This is a genomic window from Pseudomonas sp. MF09156 (assembly GCF_059862305.1).
The window spans coordinates 18,443-37,034 of the sequence record NZ_JCBCUR010000026.1 but is presented as its reverse complement, the minus strand read 5'-3'; the positions used below and the strand labels follow the sequence as shown (position 1 = coordinate 37,034).

The 18,592-nt window shown below is 62.0% G+C and carries 17 protein-coding genes; 11 read left to right on the top strand and 6 right to left on the bottom strand.

The features are described 5' to 3' along the window. The first annotated feature begins 201 nt into the window (after positions 1 to 201). From rpiB to AC19YY_RS29280, 3 genes are all read left to right on the top strand, one after another. On the top strand, positions 202 to 663 hold the full coding sequence (gene rpiB, locus AC19YY_RS29290; RefSeq protein WP_029293723.1) for a ribose 5-phosphate isomerase B: 462 nt from the start codon (positions 202 to 204) through the stop codon (positions 661 to 663). Between the two features lie 63 nt (positions 664 to 726). Continuing rightward, the gene (locus AC19YY_RS29285; protein WP_029293725.1) at positions 727 to 1,707 is read left to right on the top strand and encodes a sugar-binding transcriptional regulator; all 981 of its coding nucleotides are present in this window, start codon (positions 727 to 729) and stop codon (positions 1,705 to 1,707) included. Positions 1,708 to 2,129: 422 nt separating this feature from the next. Next, entirely contained in the window at positions 2,130 to 3,692 is a 1,563-nt protein-coding gene (locus AC19YY_RS29280; protein ID WP_169956578.1) for a TerC family protein, read from the top strand. On the opposite strand, the gene AC19YY_RS29275 is transcribed toward AC19YY_RS29280, so the two are convergent. After that, positions 3,689 to 4,051, bottom strand: a complete 363-nt coding sequence (locus AC19YY_RS29275; protein WP_169956576.1) for a thioredoxin family protein — start codon at positions 4,049 to 4,051, stop codon at positions 3,689 to 3,691. The genes AC19YY_RS29280 and AC19YY_RS29275 overlap by 4 nt on opposite strands. Before the next feature lie 306 nt (positions 4,052 to 4,357). Between AC19YY_RS29275 and AC19YY_RS29270 the strand changes: the two genes are divergently transcribed. The 8 genes from AC19YY_RS29270 (at position 4,358) to AC19YY_RS29235 (ending at position 10,947) form a co-directional block, all read left to right on the top strand. Beyond that, entirely contained in the window at positions 4,358 to 5,203 is an 846-nt protein-coding gene (locus AC19YY_RS29270) for a transporter substrate-binding protein (RefSeq protein ID WP_500605207.1), read from the top strand. Between the two features lie 52 nt (positions 5,204 to 5,255). Further along, positions 5,256 to 5,918 carry an amino acid ABC transporter permease gene (locus tag AC19YY_RS29265; protein ID WP_500605206.1) on the top strand — a complete coding sequence of 221 codons (663 nt, stop codon included), beginning with the start codon at positions 5,256 to 5,258 and terminating at the stop codon, positions 5,916 to 5,918. Positions 5,919 to 5,930: 12 nt separating this feature from the next. Beyond that, positions 5,931 to 6,581: an amino acid ABC transporter permease gene (locus AC19YY_RS29260; protein WP_057440845.1), complete on the top strand. Its 651-nt coding sequence runs from the start codon at positions 5,931 to 5,933 to the stop codon at positions 6,579 to 6,581. Next, positions 6,578 to 7,345, top strand: coding sequence for an amino acid ABC transporter ATP-binding protein (locus AC19YY_RS29255; protein ID WP_169956570.1), 768 nt, complete (start codon positions 6,578 to 6,580; stop codon positions 7,343 to 7,345). The genes AC19YY_RS29260 and AC19YY_RS29255 overlap by 4 nt, the downstream gene beginning before the upstream one ends. A gap of 15 nt (positions 7,346 to 7,360) precedes the next feature. Beyond that, the gene (locus AC19YY_RS29250) at positions 7,361 to 7,750 is read left to right on the top strand and encodes a RidA family protein (RefSeq protein WP_032857221.1); all 390 of its coding nucleotides are present in this window, start codon (positions 7,361 to 7,363) and stop codon (positions 7,748 to 7,750) included. A gap of 180 nt (positions 7,751 to 7,930) precedes the next feature. Beyond that, on the top strand, positions 7,931 to 8,695 hold the full coding sequence (locus AC19YY_RS29245) for an IclR family transcriptional regulator (protein ID WP_169956620.1): 765 nt from the start codon (positions 7,931 to 7,933) through the stop codon (positions 8,693 to 8,695). A 17-nt stretch (positions 8,696 to 8,712) separates the two neighbouring features. After that, positions 8,713 to 9,921, top strand: a complete 1,209-nt coding sequence (locus AC19YY_RS29240; protein WP_169956568.1) for an amino acid deaminase — start codon at positions 8,713 to 8,715, stop codon at positions 9,919 to 9,921. A 117-nt stretch (positions 9,922 to 10,038) separates the two neighbouring features. After that, positions 10,039 to 10,947, top strand: coding sequence for a sugar kinase (locus AC19YY_RS29235; protein ID WP_500605205.1), 909 nt, complete (start codon positions 10,039 to 10,041; stop codon positions 10,945 to 10,947). Positions 10,948 to 11,055: 108 nt separating this feature from the next. On the opposite strand, the gene AC19YY_RS29230 is transcribed toward AC19YY_RS29235, so the two are convergent. The 5 genes from AC19YY_RS29230 to AC19YY_RS29210 form a co-directional block, all read right to left on the bottom strand. Further along, positions 11,056 to 11,331, bottom strand: coding sequence for a peptidylprolyl isomerase (locus AC19YY_RS29230; protein ID WP_029293742.1), 276 nt, complete (start codon positions 11,329 to 11,331; stop codon positions 11,056 to 11,058). Positions 11,332 to 11,372: 41 nt separating this feature from the next. Further along, positions 11,373 to 13,922, bottom strand: coding sequence for a PAS domain-containing hybrid sensor histidine kinase/response regulator family protein (locus AC19YY_RS29225; protein WP_169956564.1), 2,550 nt, complete (start codon positions 13,920 to 13,922; stop codon positions 11,373 to 11,375). A 144-nt stretch (positions 13,923 to 14,066) separates the two neighbouring features. Beyond that, positions 14,067 to 16,019, bottom strand: coding sequence for an acetoacetate--CoA ligase (locus AC19YY_RS29220; protein ID WP_500605204.1), 1,953 nt, complete (start codon positions 16,017 to 16,019; stop codon positions 14,067 to 14,069). Between the two features lie 145 nt (positions 16,020 to 16,164). Next, entirely contained in the window at positions 16,165 to 16,938 is a 774-nt protein-coding gene (locus tag AC19YY_RS29215) for a 3-hydroxybutyrate dehydrogenase (RefSeq protein WP_057959252.1), read from the bottom strand. 7 nt (positions 16,939 to 16,945) lie between these two features. After that, positions 16,946 to 18,337 (bottom strand): GntP family permease, encoded by a 1,392-nt coding sequence (locus AC19YY_RS29210; RefSeq protein ID WP_029293751.1) that lies wholly within the window; start codon positions 18,335 to 18,337, stop codon positions 16,946 to 16,948. Positions 18,338 to 18,592 lie beyond the last annotated feature (255 nt).

Here is an 18,592-nt window from a genome sequence, read left to right as displayed (position 1 = left end):
GATCAGTCAATCTCTTTCATTGAAAACTTGTAATCGCCGAGGTTTTCTTGATGCGTGGCGTTTTAGAGGGGTTTGACTGAAGGGTCAGTTAAAACGTGCTTGACAGTTGCGAGGGAATATCCGAGAAATGACTGATCGAAATTTCATTGAGTGATCATATGATCAGTCTTAAGCTTCACCACGGCAGCGGAGCCTAATGCCATGAACACACCTTTCCCGGTGGCTATCGGATGTGACGAAGCGGGTTTTGAGCTCAAGGAGCTGTTAAAGCGCCATATCGAGGCGCTGGGGTATCCGGTGACCGACTTTGGCACCCATTCCACAGCGCCGGTGCTCTACCCGGATATTGCGCTGGCGGTGGCCACGGCCATCAATGCTGGGCAGCAGCGCCTGGGGGTGCTGGTGTGTGGCACGGGCATCGGCATGGCGATCTCGGCCAATAAAGTCTTGGGTATTCGCGCGGCCCAGGCCCATGACACCTATTCGGCGGAGCGCGCGCGCAAGAGCAACGATGCGCAGATCCTGTCTATCGGTGCACGGGTGGTGGGGGCGGAGCTGGCCAAGAGCATCGTCACCGCGTTTCTGGCCTCGGAGTTCGAGGCGGCGCGGTCCGGGGCCAAGGTCGAGCGCATCAATGCCATTGAGCGTGATGGGCATCAGTAGTGGACGGGGCAGGGCAAGAGTCGGGAGAATGCGCCTTTGACGCCGAAACGGAAGCCCGTCCCCATGAGTGACAGTACCCTGCGCACCGCCAGCGATATCGATCTGATGACCGAAGTGGCGATGCTCTATTACCTTGAGAACGTCACTCAGGAAGCCATCGCCAAGCGCTTTGACCTGTCCCGGGCGAAAGTCAGCCGGCTGCTCAAGCGTGCGCGCGACGAAGGGATTGTCGAGGTGCGGGTGCTGCAGCATCCGGCGATGAACAACGAACTGGAACAGGCGCTGGTGGAGCGTTTCCAGTTGGACCGCGCGTTGATCGCGGTCGATCACAGTGACGCTGACACCCAGCGTTCCGCCGTGGCCAGCCTGGTGGCCAACTACCTGAACAAGACCCTGGGCGACGGCATGATTGTCGCCGTGGGCATGGGGCGCAATGTGGGTGCGGTGGCCGATAACGTGTTTTTGCCGGTAACGCGCAACTGCACGTTTGTCTGCGCCATTGGCGGTTCGCTCAAGGCTGGCGAATACATGAATCCCGACCATATCTGCCGCCGCCTGGCCCTGCGTTTTGGCGGCGAGAGCGAAAGCCTGTACGCCCCGGCGCTGGTGGCCAACCCGGAACTGCGCAGCGTGCTGATCAGCAACGACACCGTACGCTCGACCCTCGACCGCGCACGGCGTGCCGACATGGCGCTGATCGGTATTGGTGACATGAGCGAGAACAGCAACATGGTGCGCATGGGCTGGTTCTCACCCCAGGAAATCGCCCAGGCGCGCTTGTCCGGCACGGTGGGTGACATGATGGGCTACGACTTTATCGACATTCATGGCCAGCCGGCGGTCAACGCCATCCAGGGGCGGGTGATCGGCTTGACGGTGCAGGAGTTGTTCCGCATTCCCGATGTGGTGGCGATTGCCAGTGAAAACACCAAGGCCGCCGCGACCCTGGGGGCGTTGCGCTCGGGGGTGATCAATACCCTGGCGACCACGGTTACCAATGCCCACACCATCCTGGCGCTGGACGACGCTACCCGTAAAACCTGACCTGTCTCCTCTCAAAATATGGGCACTGGCGTGTGTGAGGGGGCTGGCTTGTGTAGGAGCTGGCTTGCCAGCGATAGCATCGCCTCGATCTACCTGATACACCGAGGTGTCTGCATCGCTGGCAAGCCAGCTCCTACACAAGCCCACAGCACAGGCTTCTGGGGGCGGCTTTTACAGATCTTGTAATAGTTTTAAATTGTAGGAGATTTGTATTTCCGCTGTAGGATTAAAGTCCTTTTCTCACTGCAGGACTTGCATGAACACCCTCTCGGAGCCCCCCAGTCGTCTTTCCCCAAGACCGCTACTGCCGACGTTCCCGCTGAAACATCCTCTATTCAGACTGCTAACCTTTTCCCGGTCACCCGACCGCGTCTTGTTGTGCCCGGCATTCTGAAAATCAATAAAGAGACAGAGACTTCTATATGGAATGGTTAGCGGATCCAACGGCCTGGCTCGGCCTGTTGACCTTGATTGTGTTGGAACTGGTGCTGGGTATCGACAACCTGGTGTTTATCGCGATTCTCGCGGACAAGCTGCCGCCGGAGCAGCGTGACCGTGCGCGGTTGATCGGTTTGTCCCTGGCGCTGATCATGCGCCTGGGCTTGCTGGCGAGTATCTCCTGGTTGGTGACCTTGACCCAGCCGTTGTTCGAGGTGTTCGACAAGAGCTTCTCCGGACGCGACCTGATCATGCTGTTTGGTGGTGTGTTCCTGTTGTTCAAGGCCACCATGGAATTGCATGAGCGGCTCGAAGGGCATGTCACCGAACGCACCGGCAATGCGGCCTACGCGATGTTCTGGCCGATCGTGGCGCAGATCGTGGTGCTGGACGCCGTGTTCTCCCTCGACGCAGTGATTACTGCGGTCGGCATGGTGGACGAGCTGGCGGTGATGATGATCGCGGTGATCGTGTCCATCGGCGTGATGATCGTGGCCAGCAAACCGCTGACCCGCTTCGTCAACGCGCACCCGACGGTGATCATGCTGTGTCTGGGCTTCTTGATGATGATTGGTTTCGCCCTGACCGCCGAAGGCCTGGGCTTCCATATCCCGAAAGGCTACCTGTACGCGGCCATCGGTTTCTCGATCCTGATCGAGGTGTTCAACCAGATCGCCCGGGCGCGCCGCAAGAAGTCGGCGCAAGGCGTGCGGCCGATCCGTGAGCGCACTGCCCATGCGGTGATGCGCTTGCTGGGTGGTCGCAGTCTGGCGGTGGAAGAGGTGGGTGAGGACGTTACGGACCTGCTGGGCGACTCCCAGGGCAGTCAAGGCCCGCTGTTCGACCGCCGTGAGCGCGTGATGATCAGCGGTGTATTGCAGTTGGCCGAGCGGCCGATCCGCACCTTGATGACCCCGCGGGCGAATGTCGACTACATCGACTTGGCCGACGACCCGGAGACGATTCGCCTGAAATTGATGCACTCGTCCTACTCGCGCTTACCGCTGATCCGTAATGGCGCGGTGGATGAGCCCCTGGGCTTCGTGCATAAGAAGGAGTTGCTCAAGGAGTACCTGGCCGGCAACGAGCCGAACCTGGAACACCTGGCGCGGCGGGCAATCAACCTGCTCGACAGCTTCTCGATCCTCAACGCCCTGGAGCAGATGCGCCAGGAGTCGACGCACATCGCCTTTGTGATCAACGAATTCGGCGATTTCATGGGGGTGTTGAGCATGACTGACATCCTCGAATCCATCGCCGGTGAGTTGCCCGATGCCAGTGAAGTCGAAGGCCCGGACATCGTCCAGGAGCAGGGCGGTTACCGTGCCAACGGTGCGTTGAACCTGAACCTGATTCGCCAGCGCACGGGTTTCCAGGCGGTGGCCACCGAGGATTACCAGACCTTGGCTGGCCTGGTCATGAGCCTGTTGGATCGCCTGCCGGTGGTGGGTGACAGCCTGGAATACGAAGGCTGGCGCTTGACGGTGGCGGCGGTGGAGGAGCGCCGGGTGACGCAGGTGTTGCTGATGCCTGTCACGGCGGGTTAACGGGGTTTTGCCCTTTTGGTCGGCACACCCCGGGTGTGCCGCTCGAAGGTTCTCTTCAGGGTCTGCTCCTGGGTCTCCCAGGGGCCGAACCCCTTGAGCTTTTCGACCAGCCTGCCGTTTTTCAATATCAGCAGCGTCGGTGTGCCGGTCACCTCGGGATGCCGTGGGGTCTGGCTCGTATCGAGTACATAAAGCGCTACCTGACGGCGATAGCGGCCGGCCACTTTGCGAAACAGTGGCTTGGCCGCGCCGCACGCCGGGCACTGGGGCGATACAAAGAGCATGAACACCGTGCGTTGTGTCTGCAGCGCCTGTCTATACGCATCTGCGTTATCGATCAGCGTGTTGATCAGTCCCATGACAATCTCCTTATAGGCCGGTGGCCAAACCCTAAGCCGGGCGGGCCGGACGGTCTACTGTGAGAATTCACAGGTAACGCACCCAAATGTGACGGATCGCAACGGATTGGGGCGCACGGTAGCAGTGTGTCTGGTGTGACTGGCGCGGCGCTGGTTCGTCGATGCGTCCTTATCTGGCTGATTTAAAACACCTTTAACTCTTCAATATTTTTCTGTTACTGGCTGTGGCACACTTTCTGCTGTCTATTCCGTTGTTACATACCATGTTCCGGTATAGCGGAATACACAACTCCTGGAGTGCTTGCCATGCATCGCCGACCTTCCGTGTTTAAAGCCTGTGTTTTTCTGTTCGCCGCCTCGGCTTCCCTCGCCAGCCAAGTGCAGGCCGACAGCAAGCTCGATGAAGTGCTCAAACGTGGGCATCTGCTCGTCGGTACAGGCAGTACCAATGCGCCGTGGCACGTCCAGGGAGCGGATGGCAAGTTGCAGGGTTTTGATATCGATATCGGACGTATTGTCGCCAAGGGCCTGTTCAACGACCCGAGCAAGGTCGAGTTTGTGGTGCAGTCCTCCGATGCGCGGATTCCCAACCTGTTGACCAACAAAGTCGACATGAGCTGCCAGTTCATCACCGTCACCGCCAGCCGCGCGCAACAGGTGGCGTTCACCCTGCCGTACTACCGCGAAGGCGTGGGCCTGCTGTTGCCGGCCAACAGCAAATACCAGCAACTCGAAGACCTGCAGGCAGCGGGTGACGACGTCACCGTGGCGGTGCTGCAAAACGTCTACGCCGAAGAACTGGTGCACCAGGCGCTGCCCAAGGCCAAGGTCGACCAATACGACAGCGTCGACCTGATGTACCAGGCCGTGAACTCCGGGCGTGCCGACGCCGCTGCCACCGACCAGTCTTCGGTCAAGTACCTGATGGTGCAGAACCCCGGCCGCTACCGCAGCCCCACCTACGCCTGGAGCCCGCAAACCTACGCGTGCGCGGTCAAGCGTGGCGACCAGGATTGGCTGAACTTCGTCAACACGGCGCTGCATGAAGCCATGACCGGCGTCGAGTTCCCCACCTATGCGGCCTCGTTCAAGCAGTGGTTTGGCGTCGACCTGCCGAGCCCGGCGATTGGCTTTCCGGTGGAATTCAAATGATTGTTGAGCGCGCGGCGTTGCAGCGGGCGCCCCGCTCAAGGTACTGCCGACCATGAACTATCAGTTGAATTTTGCCGCAGTCTGGCGCGATTTCGACACCTTGCTCGCGGGCCTCGGCCTGGGCCTGCAACTGGCCTTGCTGTCGATTGCCATCGGCTGCGTGATCGGCCTGTTGATGGCTTTTGCCATGCTGTCCCGGCACCGTGCGCTGCGCATCCTGGCCTCGGTGTATGTGACGGTGGTGCGCAACACGCCGATCCTGGTGCTGATCCTGTTGATCTACTTCGCCTTGCCCAGCCTGGGTATCCGCCTGGACAAGATCCCCTCGTTCATCATCACCCTGTCGCTGTACGCCGGGGCGTACCTGACCGAAGTGTTTCGTGCCGGCCTGTTGAATATTCCCAAGGGCCTGCGCGAAGCCGGCCTGGCGATTGGCCTGGGGGAGTGGCAGATCCGCGCCTATATCACCGTGCCGGTGATGCTGCGCAACGTGCTGCCGGCGCTGTCGAACAACTTTATCTCGCTGTTCAAGGACACCTCCCTGGCGGCGGCGATTGCGGTGCCGGAGCTGACCTATTACGCCCGCAAGATCAACGTCGAAAGCTACCGGGTGATTGAAACCTGGCTGGTGACGACCGCGCTCTATGTGGCTGCCTGTTACTTCATCGCCCTGCTGCTGCGTTACCTGGAACAGCGCCTGGCGATTCGTCGATGAGAGGGGTTTTGCATGTATTGGCTGCATGAGTTGTGGATCGCCCGGGCAACCCTGTGGGCGGGGTTCCAGACCAGCGTGTATTGCTCGGTGCTGGCGATTATCTTCGGCACCCTGATCGGCATCGTCGCCGGGCTGGTGCTGACCTACGGCAAGTTCTGGATGCGCGCGCCGTTTCGCCTGTACGTCGACCTGATCCGTGGCACCCCGGTGTTTGTGCTGGTGCTGGCCTGCTTCTATATGGCGCCGGCGCTCGGTTGGCAGATCAGTGCGTTCCAGGCCGGCGCCCTGGGCCTGACGCTGTTTTGCGGCTCCCACGTCGCCGAGATTGTGCGCGGTGCGCTGCAAGCCATTCCCCGTGGGCAACTGGAAGCGGGCAAGGCCATCGGCCTGACCTTCTATCAGTCCCTGGGCTATGTGTTGCTGCCCCAGGCACTGCGGCAGATTTTGCCGACCTGGGTCAATTCCTCCACCGAGATCGTCAAGGCCTCGACCCTGCTGTCGGTGATCGGCGTCGCCGAATTGCTGTTGAGCACCCAGCAAGTGATCGCCCGGACCTTCATGACCCTGGAGTTCTACCTGTTCGCCGGGTTTCTGTTCTTTGTCATCAACTACGCCATCGAGTTATTCGGGCGCTACATTGAAAAGCGGGTGGCCTTGCCATGAATCAACCATTGCTCAACATCAGCGGCCTGCGCAAACAATACGGCGCGGTGGAAGTCCTCAAGGGCGTCGACCTGTCGTTGCAGCGCGGCAACGTGGTGACCTTGATCGGCTCCAGCGGCTCGGGCAAGACCACGCTGCTGCGCTGCGTCAACCTGCTGGAAGAGTTCCAGGGCGGGCAGATTACCCTCGACGGAGAGTCCATTGGCTATGCCGATGTTGCCGGCAAGCGCGTACGCCACCCGGAAAAACTCATCGCCCAACACCGCGCCATGACCGGCATGGCGTTCCAGCAATTCAACCTGTTCCCCCATCTGAGCGCGTTGCAGAACGTCACCCTGGGCCTGCTCAAGGTCAAGCATATGGGCAAGGACGAGGCAGTGGCCCTCGCGGAAAAATGGCTGGAGCGCGTGGGCCTGCTGGAACGGCGCAACCACTTCCCCGGTCAGTTGTCCGGCGGTCAGCAACAGCGGGTGGCGATTGCCCGGGCGATTGCGATGAACCCCAGCCTGATGCTGTTCGACGAAGTGACCTCGGCGCTGGACCCGGAGTTGGTCGGCGAGGTGCTCAGTGTGATCAAGGGCCTGGCGCAAGAGGGCATGACCATGTTGCTGGTGACCCACGAAATGCGCTTTGCCTACGAGGTCTCGGACAACATCGTGTTTATGAACCAGGGCCGGATTGAAGAGCAGGGCCCGCCCCAAGACATCTTCGAGCGCCCGCAATCGCCACGGCTGGCGGAATTTCTGAAAAGTATTCGTTTTTAATCAAGGAGCAACATTATGAGCATTACTCGTTACGGCGCCGGCAGCACCGCCGGTGGTGGCCAACCCCGCCCATTCGCCCGTGCGGTGGAGGCCGATGGCTGGTTGTACGTGTCGGGCCAAGTGCCGGCGGTGGAGGGCGAGATCATCAATGGCGGGATTGTCGAGCAGACCCACCAGACCATGAAGAACGTGGTGGCGATCCTTGAAGAGGCCGGCTACGGGCTTGAAGACGTGGTCCGGGTCGGCGTATGGCTGGAGGACCCGCGGGATTTCTGGAGTTTCAACAAAGTCTTCGGCGAGTACTTCACCCCCGAACACGCCCCGGCACGGGCCTGTGTGCAGGCGAATATGATGGTCGATTGCAAGGTTGAGATCGATTGCGTGGCCTACAAGAAAAAAGGCTAAATGCCCGACCTCAAGACCATTAAAAATTCAATGTGGGAGTGAATTCGGGTGGGAGCGGGCTTGCTCGCGAAAGCGGTGTATCAGTGCCAGATTTGTTGGCTGACACACCGCTTTCGCGAGCAAGCCCGCTCCCACAACAGCCCCGCCCCACATGGACCTCTTACGCTGATGAAGACCGCCATGACCGAAGACACCATCAAACGCCGCGCCAAAGGCCTGGACCGGGCGTTCGATATCCTCGATTTTCTCAAGGAAGTCGGCCAGCCCCTGCGCCCCAACGATATTGCCAGTGGCATCGGCAGCCCCAAGTCCACGGTCTACGAACTGGTCGCCTCCCTGCTGGAGCGGCGGATTCTCGAAACCGTGGGCAAGGACGGGCACGTGTACCTGGGGCGTCAGTTGTACTTCCTCGGCCAGGCCCATTTGCGCCATTTCGACCTGACCCGCGAGGCCGATCACGCCTTGCAGGAGATCGTCAGCCAAACCCACGAGACCGCGCAGATGTGCCTGCTCAACGGGCGCAAGTACACGGTGGCGCTGATGCGCGAGGGCGAGCGGCATTTCCGGATTTCTTCGGATATCGGTGAAAACGCGCCGATTCCCTGGACCGCTTCCGGGCGCTTGCTGCTGGGGCATTTGAGCGACCAGCAGATCATCGACCTGATCGACCACGACGACTTTATCCTGCCGGACGGCCAGCGTTTACCCCTGGACACCTTCCTCGGGCAGATCCGCCAGGCCACTGTCGACGGGTTCTTTTCCTTCGACAGTGTTGCCGACACCTTTACCCACTGCTTTGCCGCCCCGGTGCGCGATGCCCAGGGCGTCGCCATTGCGACCCTGTGCATCGTCGCCCCACGGGCCGACGCCAAGAACAATTACGCCGACTACCGCCGGGTGCTGATCGAAAGCGCCAACAACCTGGCCCGTCGCATCAATGAATAGCGAAACGGAGTAACGCCATGTCTGCCTTCAATGCCGTTGAAAAAGGTGCCGCCGCCAGCGGTGCCCACCTGGTACGCGACGTCAGCCTGCCCGCCCTGGTGCTGCACCGCGCGGCCCTGGAACACAACATCCGCTGGATGCAGGACTTTGTCAGCAGCAGCGGCGCGCAACTGGCGCCCCATGGCAAGACCAGCATGATGCCGGCGCTGTTCCAGCGTCAGTTGGCGCAGGGCGCCTGGGGCATCACCCTGGCCACCGCCGTGCAGACCCGCGCGGCCTACGCCGGTGGCGTGCGCCGGGTATTGATGGCCAACCAATTGGTGGGCGCGCCGAACATGGCGCTGATCGCCGAGCTGCTGGCTGACCCCGGCTTTGACTTCCATTGCCTGGTCGATCACCCGGACAACGTGGCTGACCTGGGCGCGTTCTTCGCTGCCCGTGGCCTGCGCCTGAACGTGATGATCGAATACGGCGTGGTCGGCGGCCGTTGCGGTTGCCGCAGCGAGCAAGAGGTGCTGGACCTGGCGCGGGCAATCAAGGCCCAGCCGGCCCTGGCGCTCACCGGCATCGAAGGTTACGAAGGGGTGATCCACGGCGAGCATGCCGTCAGCGGCATTCGCGAGTTTGCTGCGTCCCTGGTGCGCCTGGCGGTGGATATGCAGAACAGCGGGGCCTTTGACCTGGGCAAGCCAATCATCACCGCATCGGGCTCGGCCTGGTATGACCTGATCGCCGAGTCCTTCGCTGCACAAAACGCCGAAGGGCGCTTCCTCAGTGTGCTGCGCCCCGGCAGCTATGTGGCCCACGACCACGGCATCTACAAGGAGGCGCAATGCTGTGTGCTGGACCGGCGCAGCGACCTCACTGAAGGCCTGCGCCCGGCCCTGGAAGTCTGGGCCCATGTGCAATCGTTGCCGCAGCCGGGGTTTGCAGTGATTGCCCTGGGCAAGCGTGACGTGGCCTACGACGCCGGCCTGCCGGTGCCACTCAAGCGCTACAAGGCCGGCGTGTTGCCGGCGGTGGGCGATGACGTGAGTGCTTGCAAGGTTACGGCGGTGATGGACCAGCACGCCTTCATGAGCGTGGCGGCGGGGGTTGAGCTGCGCATTGGCGACATCATCTCGTTTGGCACCTCGCACCCGTGCCTGACCTTTGATAAGTGGCAGGTGGGGTGTTTGGTGGATGAGCAGTTGCAGGTGATCGAGACATTGCACACCTGTTTCTAGACCGCGTCGCGGCCATCGCAGGCAAGCCAGCTCCCACATTTGAATGTGTTCACAAATCCCAATGTGGGAGCTGGCTTGCCTGCGATGAGGCCCCAAAACCCAGCCGAGAATCCGAACATGACCCCACACCCGCGCATTGCCCTGATCGGCGAATGCATGATCGAACTGCAACACCGCGCCGACGGCAGCCTGCAACAGAGCTTCGGTGGCGACACCCTGAACACCGCCGTCTACCTGCGCCGCGAGTTGGGCGCCAACAGCACGGTGGATTACGTCACCGCCCTGGGCGATGACAGTTTCAGCGATGCCATGTGCGCGCAATGGGCCGCCGAAGGCCTTGGCCTGGACCGCGTCCAGCGCCTGCCAGGCCGCCTGCCGGGTTTGTATTGCATCCAGACCGATGCCAATGGCGAGCGCAAATTCCTCTATTGGCGCAACGAAGCGGCGGTGCGCGATTGCTTCACCACGCCAGGGGCCGAACCGGTCCTGGCCGCCTTGCCCAGCTACGATGTGCTGTATTTGAGCGGCATCACCCTGGCGGTATTGGGTGAAGTGGGGCGCGCACGCCTGCTGGCCATGTTGCTGCACGCCCGCCAACGTGGCGCCCGGGTGGTGTTCGACAACAACTATCGGCCGCGTCTGTGGGCCAGTGTCGAAGCCGCTCGTGAGGCCTATCAGCAGGTGTTGGCGCTGGTGGATATGGCCTTGCTCACCGAGGACGATGAGCGTGCGCTGTTTGGCTATGCCGACAGCGAGCAGGTGTTCGCCGCCTATCCGGGGATTGATGAAGTGGTGCTCAAGCGCGGGGCGGATGACTGTCTGATTCGCCGGGGCGGCGAGCGTTTTGCGGTGCCGGCGGTGGTGGTAGATAAGGTGGTGGACACCACGGCGGCGGGGGATTCGTTCAGTGCGGCGTATCTGGCCAGCCGGCTCAGGGGTGGGTCGCCACAAGAGGCGGGCTTGGCGGGGCACCGGTTGGCGAGCCAGGTGATCCAGCTTCCGGGTGCGCTGATTCCCAGGCTATAAGGCCGCCTGCGGCGGATCGCGGGCAAGCCCGGCTCCCACATTTGGCCGGGTTCACACATCCAGATGTGGGTGCTGGCTTGCCTGCGATAGCGGCCTTGAGCCAACCCCTCAGTCGCGGTAGAACACCTGCACCAGGTGATACCCAAACTTGCTCTTGATCGGCCCATGCACCACCCGCAGCGGTTTCTTGAAGATCACCGCATCGATCACCCCCACCATCTGCCCCGGCCGCACTTCACCCAGATCGCCGCCGCGCTTGCCGGACGGGCAGGTGGAGAACTTCTTGGCCAGCACATCAAAGGCTTCGCCCTTGGCAATACGCTGCTTGAGCTGTTCGGCTTCTTCGCTGGTCTTGACCAGGATATGGCGGGCTTGGGCTTTCATCGGGCAGTTACCTTGCAACGGTCGGGCTTGAAGGCGCGGGATTATGCATCAACTTGGCCATTGACGCCGATCATGCTGCGGATTTTCGTGGCCAACTGGTCGATGGAAAACGGCTTGGCCACCATGTCCATGCCGTCTTCCAGGAAGCCGCGGCGCTCGGCGGCCGTTTCGGCATAGCCGGTCATGAACAGCACTTTGAGCTCAGGGCGGTGCTGGCGGGCGATTTCCGCCAGTTGCCGGCCGTTCATGCCGGGCAGGCCGACATCGGTCACCAGCAAGTCCACCCGCAGGTCAGACTCCAGCAACGGCAAGGCCGCGCGTGCATCGGCAGCCTGGTGGGCGGTGTAGCCCAGCTCATCGAGCAGGTTGACCACCAGCATGCGCACTGCGGCATCGTCCTCGACCACCACCACGGCTTCGCCATCCAGCGCCACGGGGGCTTCCACGGGGATTTGCGGCAGGACTTTTTCCAGGGCAGTGCCGTGCAGGCGCGGCAGGTACAGGCGCACGCAGGTGCCACGCCCCGGTTCGCTGTGGATCGTGACGTGGCCGCCGGATTGCTGGGCAAAGCCATAAATCATCGACAACCCAAGGCCGGTGCCCTGGCCGATGGGCTTGGTGGTGAAAAACGGATCGAAGGCCTTGGCCAGGATCTTGGGGGTCATGCCGGCGCCGTTGTCGCACACGCCGAGCATCACGTAGTCGCCGGCCTTGACCGGTTCCAGGGTGGTGATGTCGGTGCCGTCGAGGTAGCTGTTGGCTGTCTCGATGCTCAGTTGGCCGCCATCGGGCATGGCGTCGCGGGCGTTGATCACCAGGTTGAGCAGGGCGTTTTCCAGTTGGCTGGCGTCGGTGTTCACCGGCCAGATATCACTGCCCAGTTGCACCTTGAGGTCGATATGGGCGCCTTTGGTACGGCGGAACAGGTCTTCCAGGGACGCAACCAACTGGTTTGGGTCCAGGGGCCGGCGGTCCAGCGACTGGCGCCGGGAGAAGGCCAGCAGGCGATGGGTCAGGGCCGCCGCACGATGGGCCGAGGATACGGCGGCATCGGTGAAGCGCCCGATCTCATCGCTGCGCCCGGCGGCGATGTAGCGTTGCATCAGGTCCAGGCTGCCGATGATGCCGGTGAGCATATTGTTGAAGTCATGGGCGATCCCGCCCGTGAGCTGGCCGACCGCTTCCATTTTTTGCGCATGGCGCAGCGCATCTTCAGCGCGCTCGCGCTCGAACATTTCGTTTTGCAGGCGCTGGTTGGCCTCGGCCAGGGCCTGGGTACGCTGGGCCACGCGTTCTTCGAGGTTATCGTTGAGGTGGCGCAGGGCTTCTTCGGTGAGTTTGCGTTCGGTCTCATCGATCACAAAGATGTAGAAACCATTGACCGAGCCATCGGCGCTGAAGCGTGGCAGGTACTTCATCAGCGCATGCCGGGGCCGGCCGTCGCGATGGGGAGTGACGGTGATGAAACTGCACGCCTTGCCCTTGAGCGCAGCAGCGATTTTGTCGGCGCGCCCGGCGTACACCTGGGCACCGATCACTTCGAGGATGGTCTTGCCATACAGCTCTTGCGGGGTCAGGCCGTACCAGTCGAGGTAGGCGCTGTTGTTCAGGCGAAAGCGCTCCTGGTGATCCACATAGCCGATCAGCACCGGCATCGCGTTGATGATCAGTTGCAGCTCGGTCTGGCTCTGGCGCAGGGCTTGCTCGGTGTGCTTGCGTTCAGTCAGGTCCAGGGCTGCACCGAGAAAACGCGCCGGTCGGCCGTGGTGATCCTTGTAGCAGCGGCCCCGGGCGAACACCCAGCGTATCTGCCCGTCGGCCTGGAGCAGGCGATATTCCTCGGCGTACTCGGTGCCATGGGTGATGCAATGCTTGATGCTGCGGGCCACCATGCCACGGTCTTCCGGGTGCACGCCTTGCAGGTAGTCACTGATGGGCAACTGGTGGGCGTTAACCGGATCAACCCCATGCAACTGGGCAAAATGGCTGTCGGCGATAAAGCGGTCTTCGCTGATATCCCAGTCCCAGGTGCCCACTGCATCGGTGGCGGCCAGGGCCAGTTGCAAGCGTTGCTCGGTATCGTGCTGGGCCTTGAGGCTGGCCTCGGAGCGTTGTTGCAGCTCCTGGGCCAGTTGCCGGCGCTCGTTGGTTTCAATCGCCGTCACCAGGACCCCGGCGACCCGGCCACGTTCGTCGCGGATCGGGCTGTAGGTCAGGTCCAGCCAGATTTCCGTATCGCGGTGGTTGCGTTGCAGGACAAAACGCTGCTCGCTGAAGGTGCGCACCTGGCCGGCCAGCACGGCGCTGTAGATGGGGGCGGTGAAGTGTTGCAGTTCCGGCCAGACCCGGTGGGTCGGCTGGCCAAAGCCCTGGGGGTGCTTGTTGCCGGCCAGCAGGGCGAAGCCATCGTTGTAGATCTGCGTGAGTTCGTCGCCCCACAGCAACAGCATTGGCATCGGTGAGTGGATGACGATATCGATTGCCGTGCGCAGGCTTTGTGGCCAGTGGCTGGCATCACCGAGGGGGCTTGTGGCCCAGTCCAGCCGTGCGATCAGGGCCGCGGCCTCGCTGCCGGTGGGTGATCCGTTCATGTAAGTGTCCCGCGCGTAACGTCTTGAAGAATGACAGAAACCGATTATCCCGTGCTGCGGAAACGGCTGGCTACCCCTCGAAAAATAGCATGCTTGAGGGGTTTATCTTCAAATGAGTGTGTGGGCGCTGAAACCTTTCATCTTTTATGCCAGCTCAGGGCGGTCGCGAAACTGCTCCAGGGCCTCGGGGTTGGCCAGGGCATCGGTGTTTTTCACCGGTTCGCCATGCACGACATTTCTTACCGCCAGCTCGACGATCTTGCCGCTGATGGTGCGCGGGATGTCACTCACGCTGAGAATCTTCGCCGGCACGTGGCGCGGCGTGGTGTTGGCGCGGATCACCTCGCGGATCTGCTGTTCGAGTGCGGCGTCCAGGTGTTCGCCGTCGTTGAGCCGCACAAACAGCACCACGCGCACATCGTCCTGCCAGCGTTGGCCGATGGCCAGGCTTTCCAGGACCTGTGGGACTTTTTCCACCTGGCGGTAGATCTCCGCCGTGCCGATGCGTACGCCGCCGGGGTTGAGCACTGCATCCGAACGCCCGTGGATCAGCAGGCTGCCGTTGGTGCGTTGCTCGGCATAGTCGCCCTGGGCCCACACACCTGGGAACTGGCTGAAATACGAGGCGCGCAGTTTTTCCCCCTGGGGGTCATGCCACAGGCCGATGGGCATGGCCGGGAAGTGCCGGGTGCACACCAGTTCACCTTTTTCGCCGACCAGCGGCCGGCCCTGGTCGTCCCACACTTCGATGGCCATCGCCAGGCTCTTGCATTGCATTTCACCGCGCCGTACCGGCAGCACCGGGTTGCCGATGACAAAGCAGGAGACGATGTCGGTACCGCCCGACATCGACGACAGGCACAGCTCCTGTTTGATGTCGCGGTACACGTAGTCGTAGCTCTGGGGCGACAGTGGCGAGCCGGTCGAGATCAGGCCCTTGAGGCTGCCCAGGTCATGGCTGCGGCGCGGTTGCAGGCCGGCTTTTTCCAGGGTGGCGAGGAATTTCGGGCTGGTGCCGAACACGCTGATGCGCTCCTGGTCGATCAGGTCAATCAGGCGCTCGGGCCCCGGATGAAACGGCGAGCCGTCATACAGCACCACCGTGGCGCCGATGGCCAGTACCGAGACCAGCCAGTTCCACATCATCCAGCCGCAGGTGGTGTAGTAGAACAAGCAGTCGTCGCGCGACAGGTCGGCGTGCAGGCCGTGTTCCTTGAGGTGGGTCAGCAGCACGCCACCGGTGCCGTGGATGATGCACTTGGGCACGCCGGTGGTGCCGCTGGAGTAGAGGATGTACAGCGGGTGGTCGAAGGGCACGGCGACAAACTGTGGTTCGCCGCCCGCGCGGTAGAAGTCATCCCACAGGGCTACGTTGGCCTGGGTCTGGTAATCCTCGACGCGCGCCTCGGGCCGGGCGTAGGGCACGATGATCAGTTGTTGCAGGGTGGGCAGGCGCTCGAGGATTTCATTGAGCTTGGCGCTCTGGTCGATCAGCTTGCCAGCGTAGCGATAGCCGGCGCAGGTGATCAGCACCTTGGGTTCGATCTGGCCGAAGCGGTCGATCACCCCTTGGGTGCCGAAATCCGGCGAGGAACACGACCAGATCGCCCCGAGGCTGGTAGTGGCAAGCATGCCCACCAGGGTTTGCCAGGTATTGGGCATGCACGCCGCCACCCGATCTCCCTGGCCCACGCCGGCTGCTTGCAGGCTGCGCTGCAGGCCGGCGACGTGGCGGGCCAGTTCGGCATAGGTCAGTTGTTCGCGCTGGCCGTCTTCGCTGATGGCGACCACGGCGGGGTGGTCATCGCGGCGGCGCAGCAGGTGCTCGGCAAAGTTCAGGGTGGCGCCGGGAAACCACTGCGCGCTGGGCATCTGCGCGCCTTCCACCAGCACTGTGCCGGGCGGCGTACGAAACTGCACGTCGAAGAACTCGACAATCGCCGCCCAGAACGCCGGGCGCTGGTCGATGCTCCATTGGTGCAGGCTGGGGTAATCGTTGATCTGCAAGGCGTGGCGATCATTGATAAAGCGCCGGAACTGGTCCATCCGGGTGTTGTGGATGCGTTCCGGGCTGGGTTGCCAGAGGATATCGGACATGGCGCACTCTCTTGTTCTTGTATGAAATCTGCCAGGCATCACACATCCAAACTGTGGGAGCTGGCTTGCCTGCGATAGCGGTGGTGGCTGGCCGACCGCTATCGCAGGCAAGCCAGCTCCTACAGGGGGTTTGCGGTGTTTGGGTTTACTGGGCCAACCACCCGCCATCGATGTTCCACGCCGCGCCACGCACCTGGCTGCCGGCCTCGCTGCACAGGAACAGTACCAGCTCACCCAACTGCGGTGGCGTGACAAATTCCAACGACGGCTGCTTCTCGGCCAGCAGGTCATGCTGGGCCTGTTGCGGGTCGACGCCTGCGGCAATGCGGTCATCGATCTGCTTTTGCACCAGCGGGGTCAAGACCCAGCCCGGGCAAATGGCGTTGCAGGTCACGTTGCTGGTGGCGGTTTCCAGGCCAACGACCTTGGTCAGGCCGATTACCCCATGCTTGGCCGCGACGTAGGCCGCCTTGCCCACCGAGCCGACCTGGCCGTGCACCGAAGCGATGTTGACGATCCGCCCCCAGCCCTTGGCCTTCATGCCCGGCAGGCTCAGGCGCGTGCTGTGGAACACCGACGACAGGTTAATGGCGATGATCGAGTCCCAGCGCTCCACCGGAAAATCTTCCACCGCCGCCACATGTTGGATGCCCGCGTTATTGACCAGGATGTCGATGCCACCGAACTCGCGCTCGGCGTAGGCGACCATCTCGGCGATCTGCGCCGGGTCGCTGACATCGGCCGGGTGATGGCCGACCTTGCCGCCAAACGCCTGCACTTGGGCGATCACCGCGCTGGCATCGCCGAAACCGTTGAGGATCAGGTTGGCGCCGGCCTTGGCCAGGCTCAGGGCAATGCCCAGGCCGATGCCGCTGGTGGAGCCGGTGACCAGGGCGGTCTTGCCGTTCAATGTCGTCATGAAAACCTCACACAATGCCGGTGGCGTAGAAAGTACCGATCACCACGAACACCGCGAGGGTCTTGATGATCGTGATGCCGAAAATGTCCTTGTAGGCTTCGCGGTGGGTCAGGCCGGTCACCGCCAGCAGCGTGATGACCGCGCCGTTGTGGGGCAGGGTGTCCATGCCGCCGCTGGCCATGGCCGCGACCCGGTGCAGCACTTCCAGGGGGATATTGGCGGCATGGGCCGCGGAAATAAAGCTCTCGGACATGGCCGCCAGGGCGATGCTCATGCCGCCGGAAGCAGAGCCGGTGATACCGGCCAACAGGGTCACGGTAATCGCCTCGTTGACCAGCGGGTTGGGGATGCCCTTGAGCCAGTCCGCCAACACCAGGAAGCCCGGCAGCGAAGCGATCACCGCACCGAAGCCGTATTCCGAAGCGGTGTTCATCGCCGCCAGCAGCGCGCCGCTGACTGCGCTTTTACTGCCTTCGGCCAACTTGCTCTTGATCGCCGAAAAGCCAAACACCAGGACCATGATGATCCCCACCAGCAACGCCGCCTGCACCGCCCAGATTGCGGTGAGCTTGGCGATTTCCGTGGTCACCGGCGCGCTCATGCCCGGCAGGGCAAGGCTGTGGGTCTTGCCGTACCACTGCGGGATCCAGTGGGTGAACAGCAGGTTCATCACCCCCACCAGGATCAATGGCGACAGGGCGATCCACGGGTTGGGCAGGCTCAGGTCTTCGGCGGTTTCCGGCTCGTTGCGCAAGTCGGTGCCATAGCCTTCGCCGGCACGCTGGGCCTTGTTGCGCTGGCGTGCCAGGTACAGCATGCCGGCGCAGAACACAAAGATCGTGCCGATCAGGCCCAGCCAGGGCGCGGCCCAGGCGGTGGTGTTGAAGAAGGTGCTGGGGATGATGTTCTGGATCTGCGGCGTGCCGGGCAGGGCGTCCATGGTGAACGAGAACGCGCCCAGGGCAATGGTCGCCGGGATCAGGCGCTTGGGGATATTGCTCTGGCGGAACATCTCGGCGGCGAACGGGTACACCGCAAACACCACCACAAACAGCGACACGCCGCCGTAGGTCAGCAGGGCACACACCAGCACGATCACCAGCATCGCCTGGCGGGTGCCGAGCAAACGGATGGCGGCCGCGACGATCGAGCGCGAAAAGCCCGACAGCTCGATCAGCTTGCCGAACACCGCGCCGAGCAGGAACACCGGGAAGTAGAGTTTGATAAAGCCGACCATTTTTTCCATGAACACCCCGGTAAAGGCGGGGGCGACGGCGGAAGGGTCGGTGAGCAGTACGGCGCCAAGGGCGGCGATGGGGGCAAACAGGATGACGCTATAGCCACGGTAGGCGGCCAGCATCAGCAGCGCGAGCGCCGCCAGGGCAATGATCACACTCATGGTGTGTCTCCATCGGATTGTTATTGTTGTGGGGTAATGCTGTAGGAAGGGGTTATAGCGGGAATTGTGCCAAGTTTGTAAGTTATTGATATATATAGATATTTATAATTTCTGTGCTGTGATTTTCATGCGGATTCTCTATTTCAAGACAGATGAAATTCCAATGTGGGAGCGGGCTTGCTCGCGAAAGCGCTGTGTCAGGCAATGATTTGTTGCTGATAGACCGCATTCGCGGGCAAGCCCGCTCCCACAGGG

Excerpts from the sequence above, each read along its gene's own strand:
- AC19YY_RS29235 (WP_500605205.1), top strand. The coding sequence starts at position 10,039 with ATGACCCCACACCCGCGCATTGCCCTGATCGGCGAATGCATGATCGAA.
- AC19YY_RS29220 (WP_500605204.1), bottom strand. The coding sequence starts at position 16,019 with ATGTCCGATATCCTCTGGCAACCCAGCCCGGAACGCATCCACAACACC.
- AC19YY_RS29270 (WP_500605207.1), top strand. The coding sequence starts at position 4,358 with ATGCATCGCCGACCTTCCGTGTTTAAAGCCTGTGTTTTTCTGTTCGCC.
- AC19YY_RS29275 (WP_169956576.1), bottom strand. The coding sequence starts at position 4,051 with ATGGGACTGATCAACACGCTGATCGATAACGCAGATGCGTATAGACAG.
- AC19YY_RS29265 (WP_500605206.1), top strand. The coding sequence starts at position 5,256 with ATGAACTATCAGTTGAATTTTGCCGCAGTCTGGCGCGATTTCGACACC.
- AC19YY_RS29210 (WP_029293751.1), bottom strand. The coding sequence starts at position 18,337 with ATGAGTGTGATCATTGCCCTGGCGGCGCTCGCGCTGCTGATGCTGGCC.
- AC19YY_RS29240 (WP_169956568.1), top strand. The coding sequence starts at position 8,713 with ATGTCTGCCTTCAATGCCGTTGAAAAAGGTGCCGCCGCCAGCGGTGCC.
- AC19YY_RS29225 (WP_169956564.1), bottom strand. The coding sequence starts at position 13,922 with ATGAACGGATCACCCACCGGCAGCGAGGCCGCGGCCCTGATCGCACGG.
- AC19YY_RS29260 (WP_057440845.1), top strand. The coding sequence starts at position 5,931 with ATGTATTGGCTGCATGAGTTGTGGATCGCCCGGGCAACCCTGTGGGCG.
- AC19YY_RS29245 (WP_169956620.1), top strand. The coding sequence starts at position 7,931 with ATGACCGAAGACACCATCAAACGCCGCGCCAAAGGCCTGGACCGGGCG.
- AC19YY_RS29215 (WP_057959252.1), bottom strand. The coding sequence starts at position 16,938 with ATGACGACATTGAACGGCAAGACCGCCCTGGTCACCGGCTCCACCAGC.
- rpiB (WP_029293723.1), top strand. The coding sequence starts at position 202 with ATGAACACACCTTTCCCGGTGGCTATCGGATGTGACGAAGCGGGTTTT.
- AC19YY_RS29230 (WP_029293742.1), bottom strand. The coding sequence starts at position 11,331 with ATGAAAGCCCAAGCCCGCCATATCCTGGTCAAGACCAGCGAAGAAGCC.
- AC19YY_RS29285 (WP_029293725.1), top strand. The coding sequence starts at position 727 with ATGAGTGACAGTACCCTGCGCACCGCCAGCGATATCGATCTGATGACC.
- AC19YY_RS29250 (WP_032857221.1), top strand. The coding sequence starts at position 7,361 with ATGAGCATTACTCGTTACGGCGCCGGCAGCACCGCCGGTGGTGGCCAA.
- AC19YY_RS29255 (WP_169956570.1), top strand. The coding sequence starts at position 6,578 with ATGAATCAACCATTGCTCAACATCAGCGGCCTGCGCAAACAATACGGC.
- AC19YY_RS29280 (WP_169956578.1), top strand. The coding sequence starts at position 2,130 with ATGGAATGGTTAGCGGATCCAACGGCCTGGCTCGGCCTGTTGACCTTG.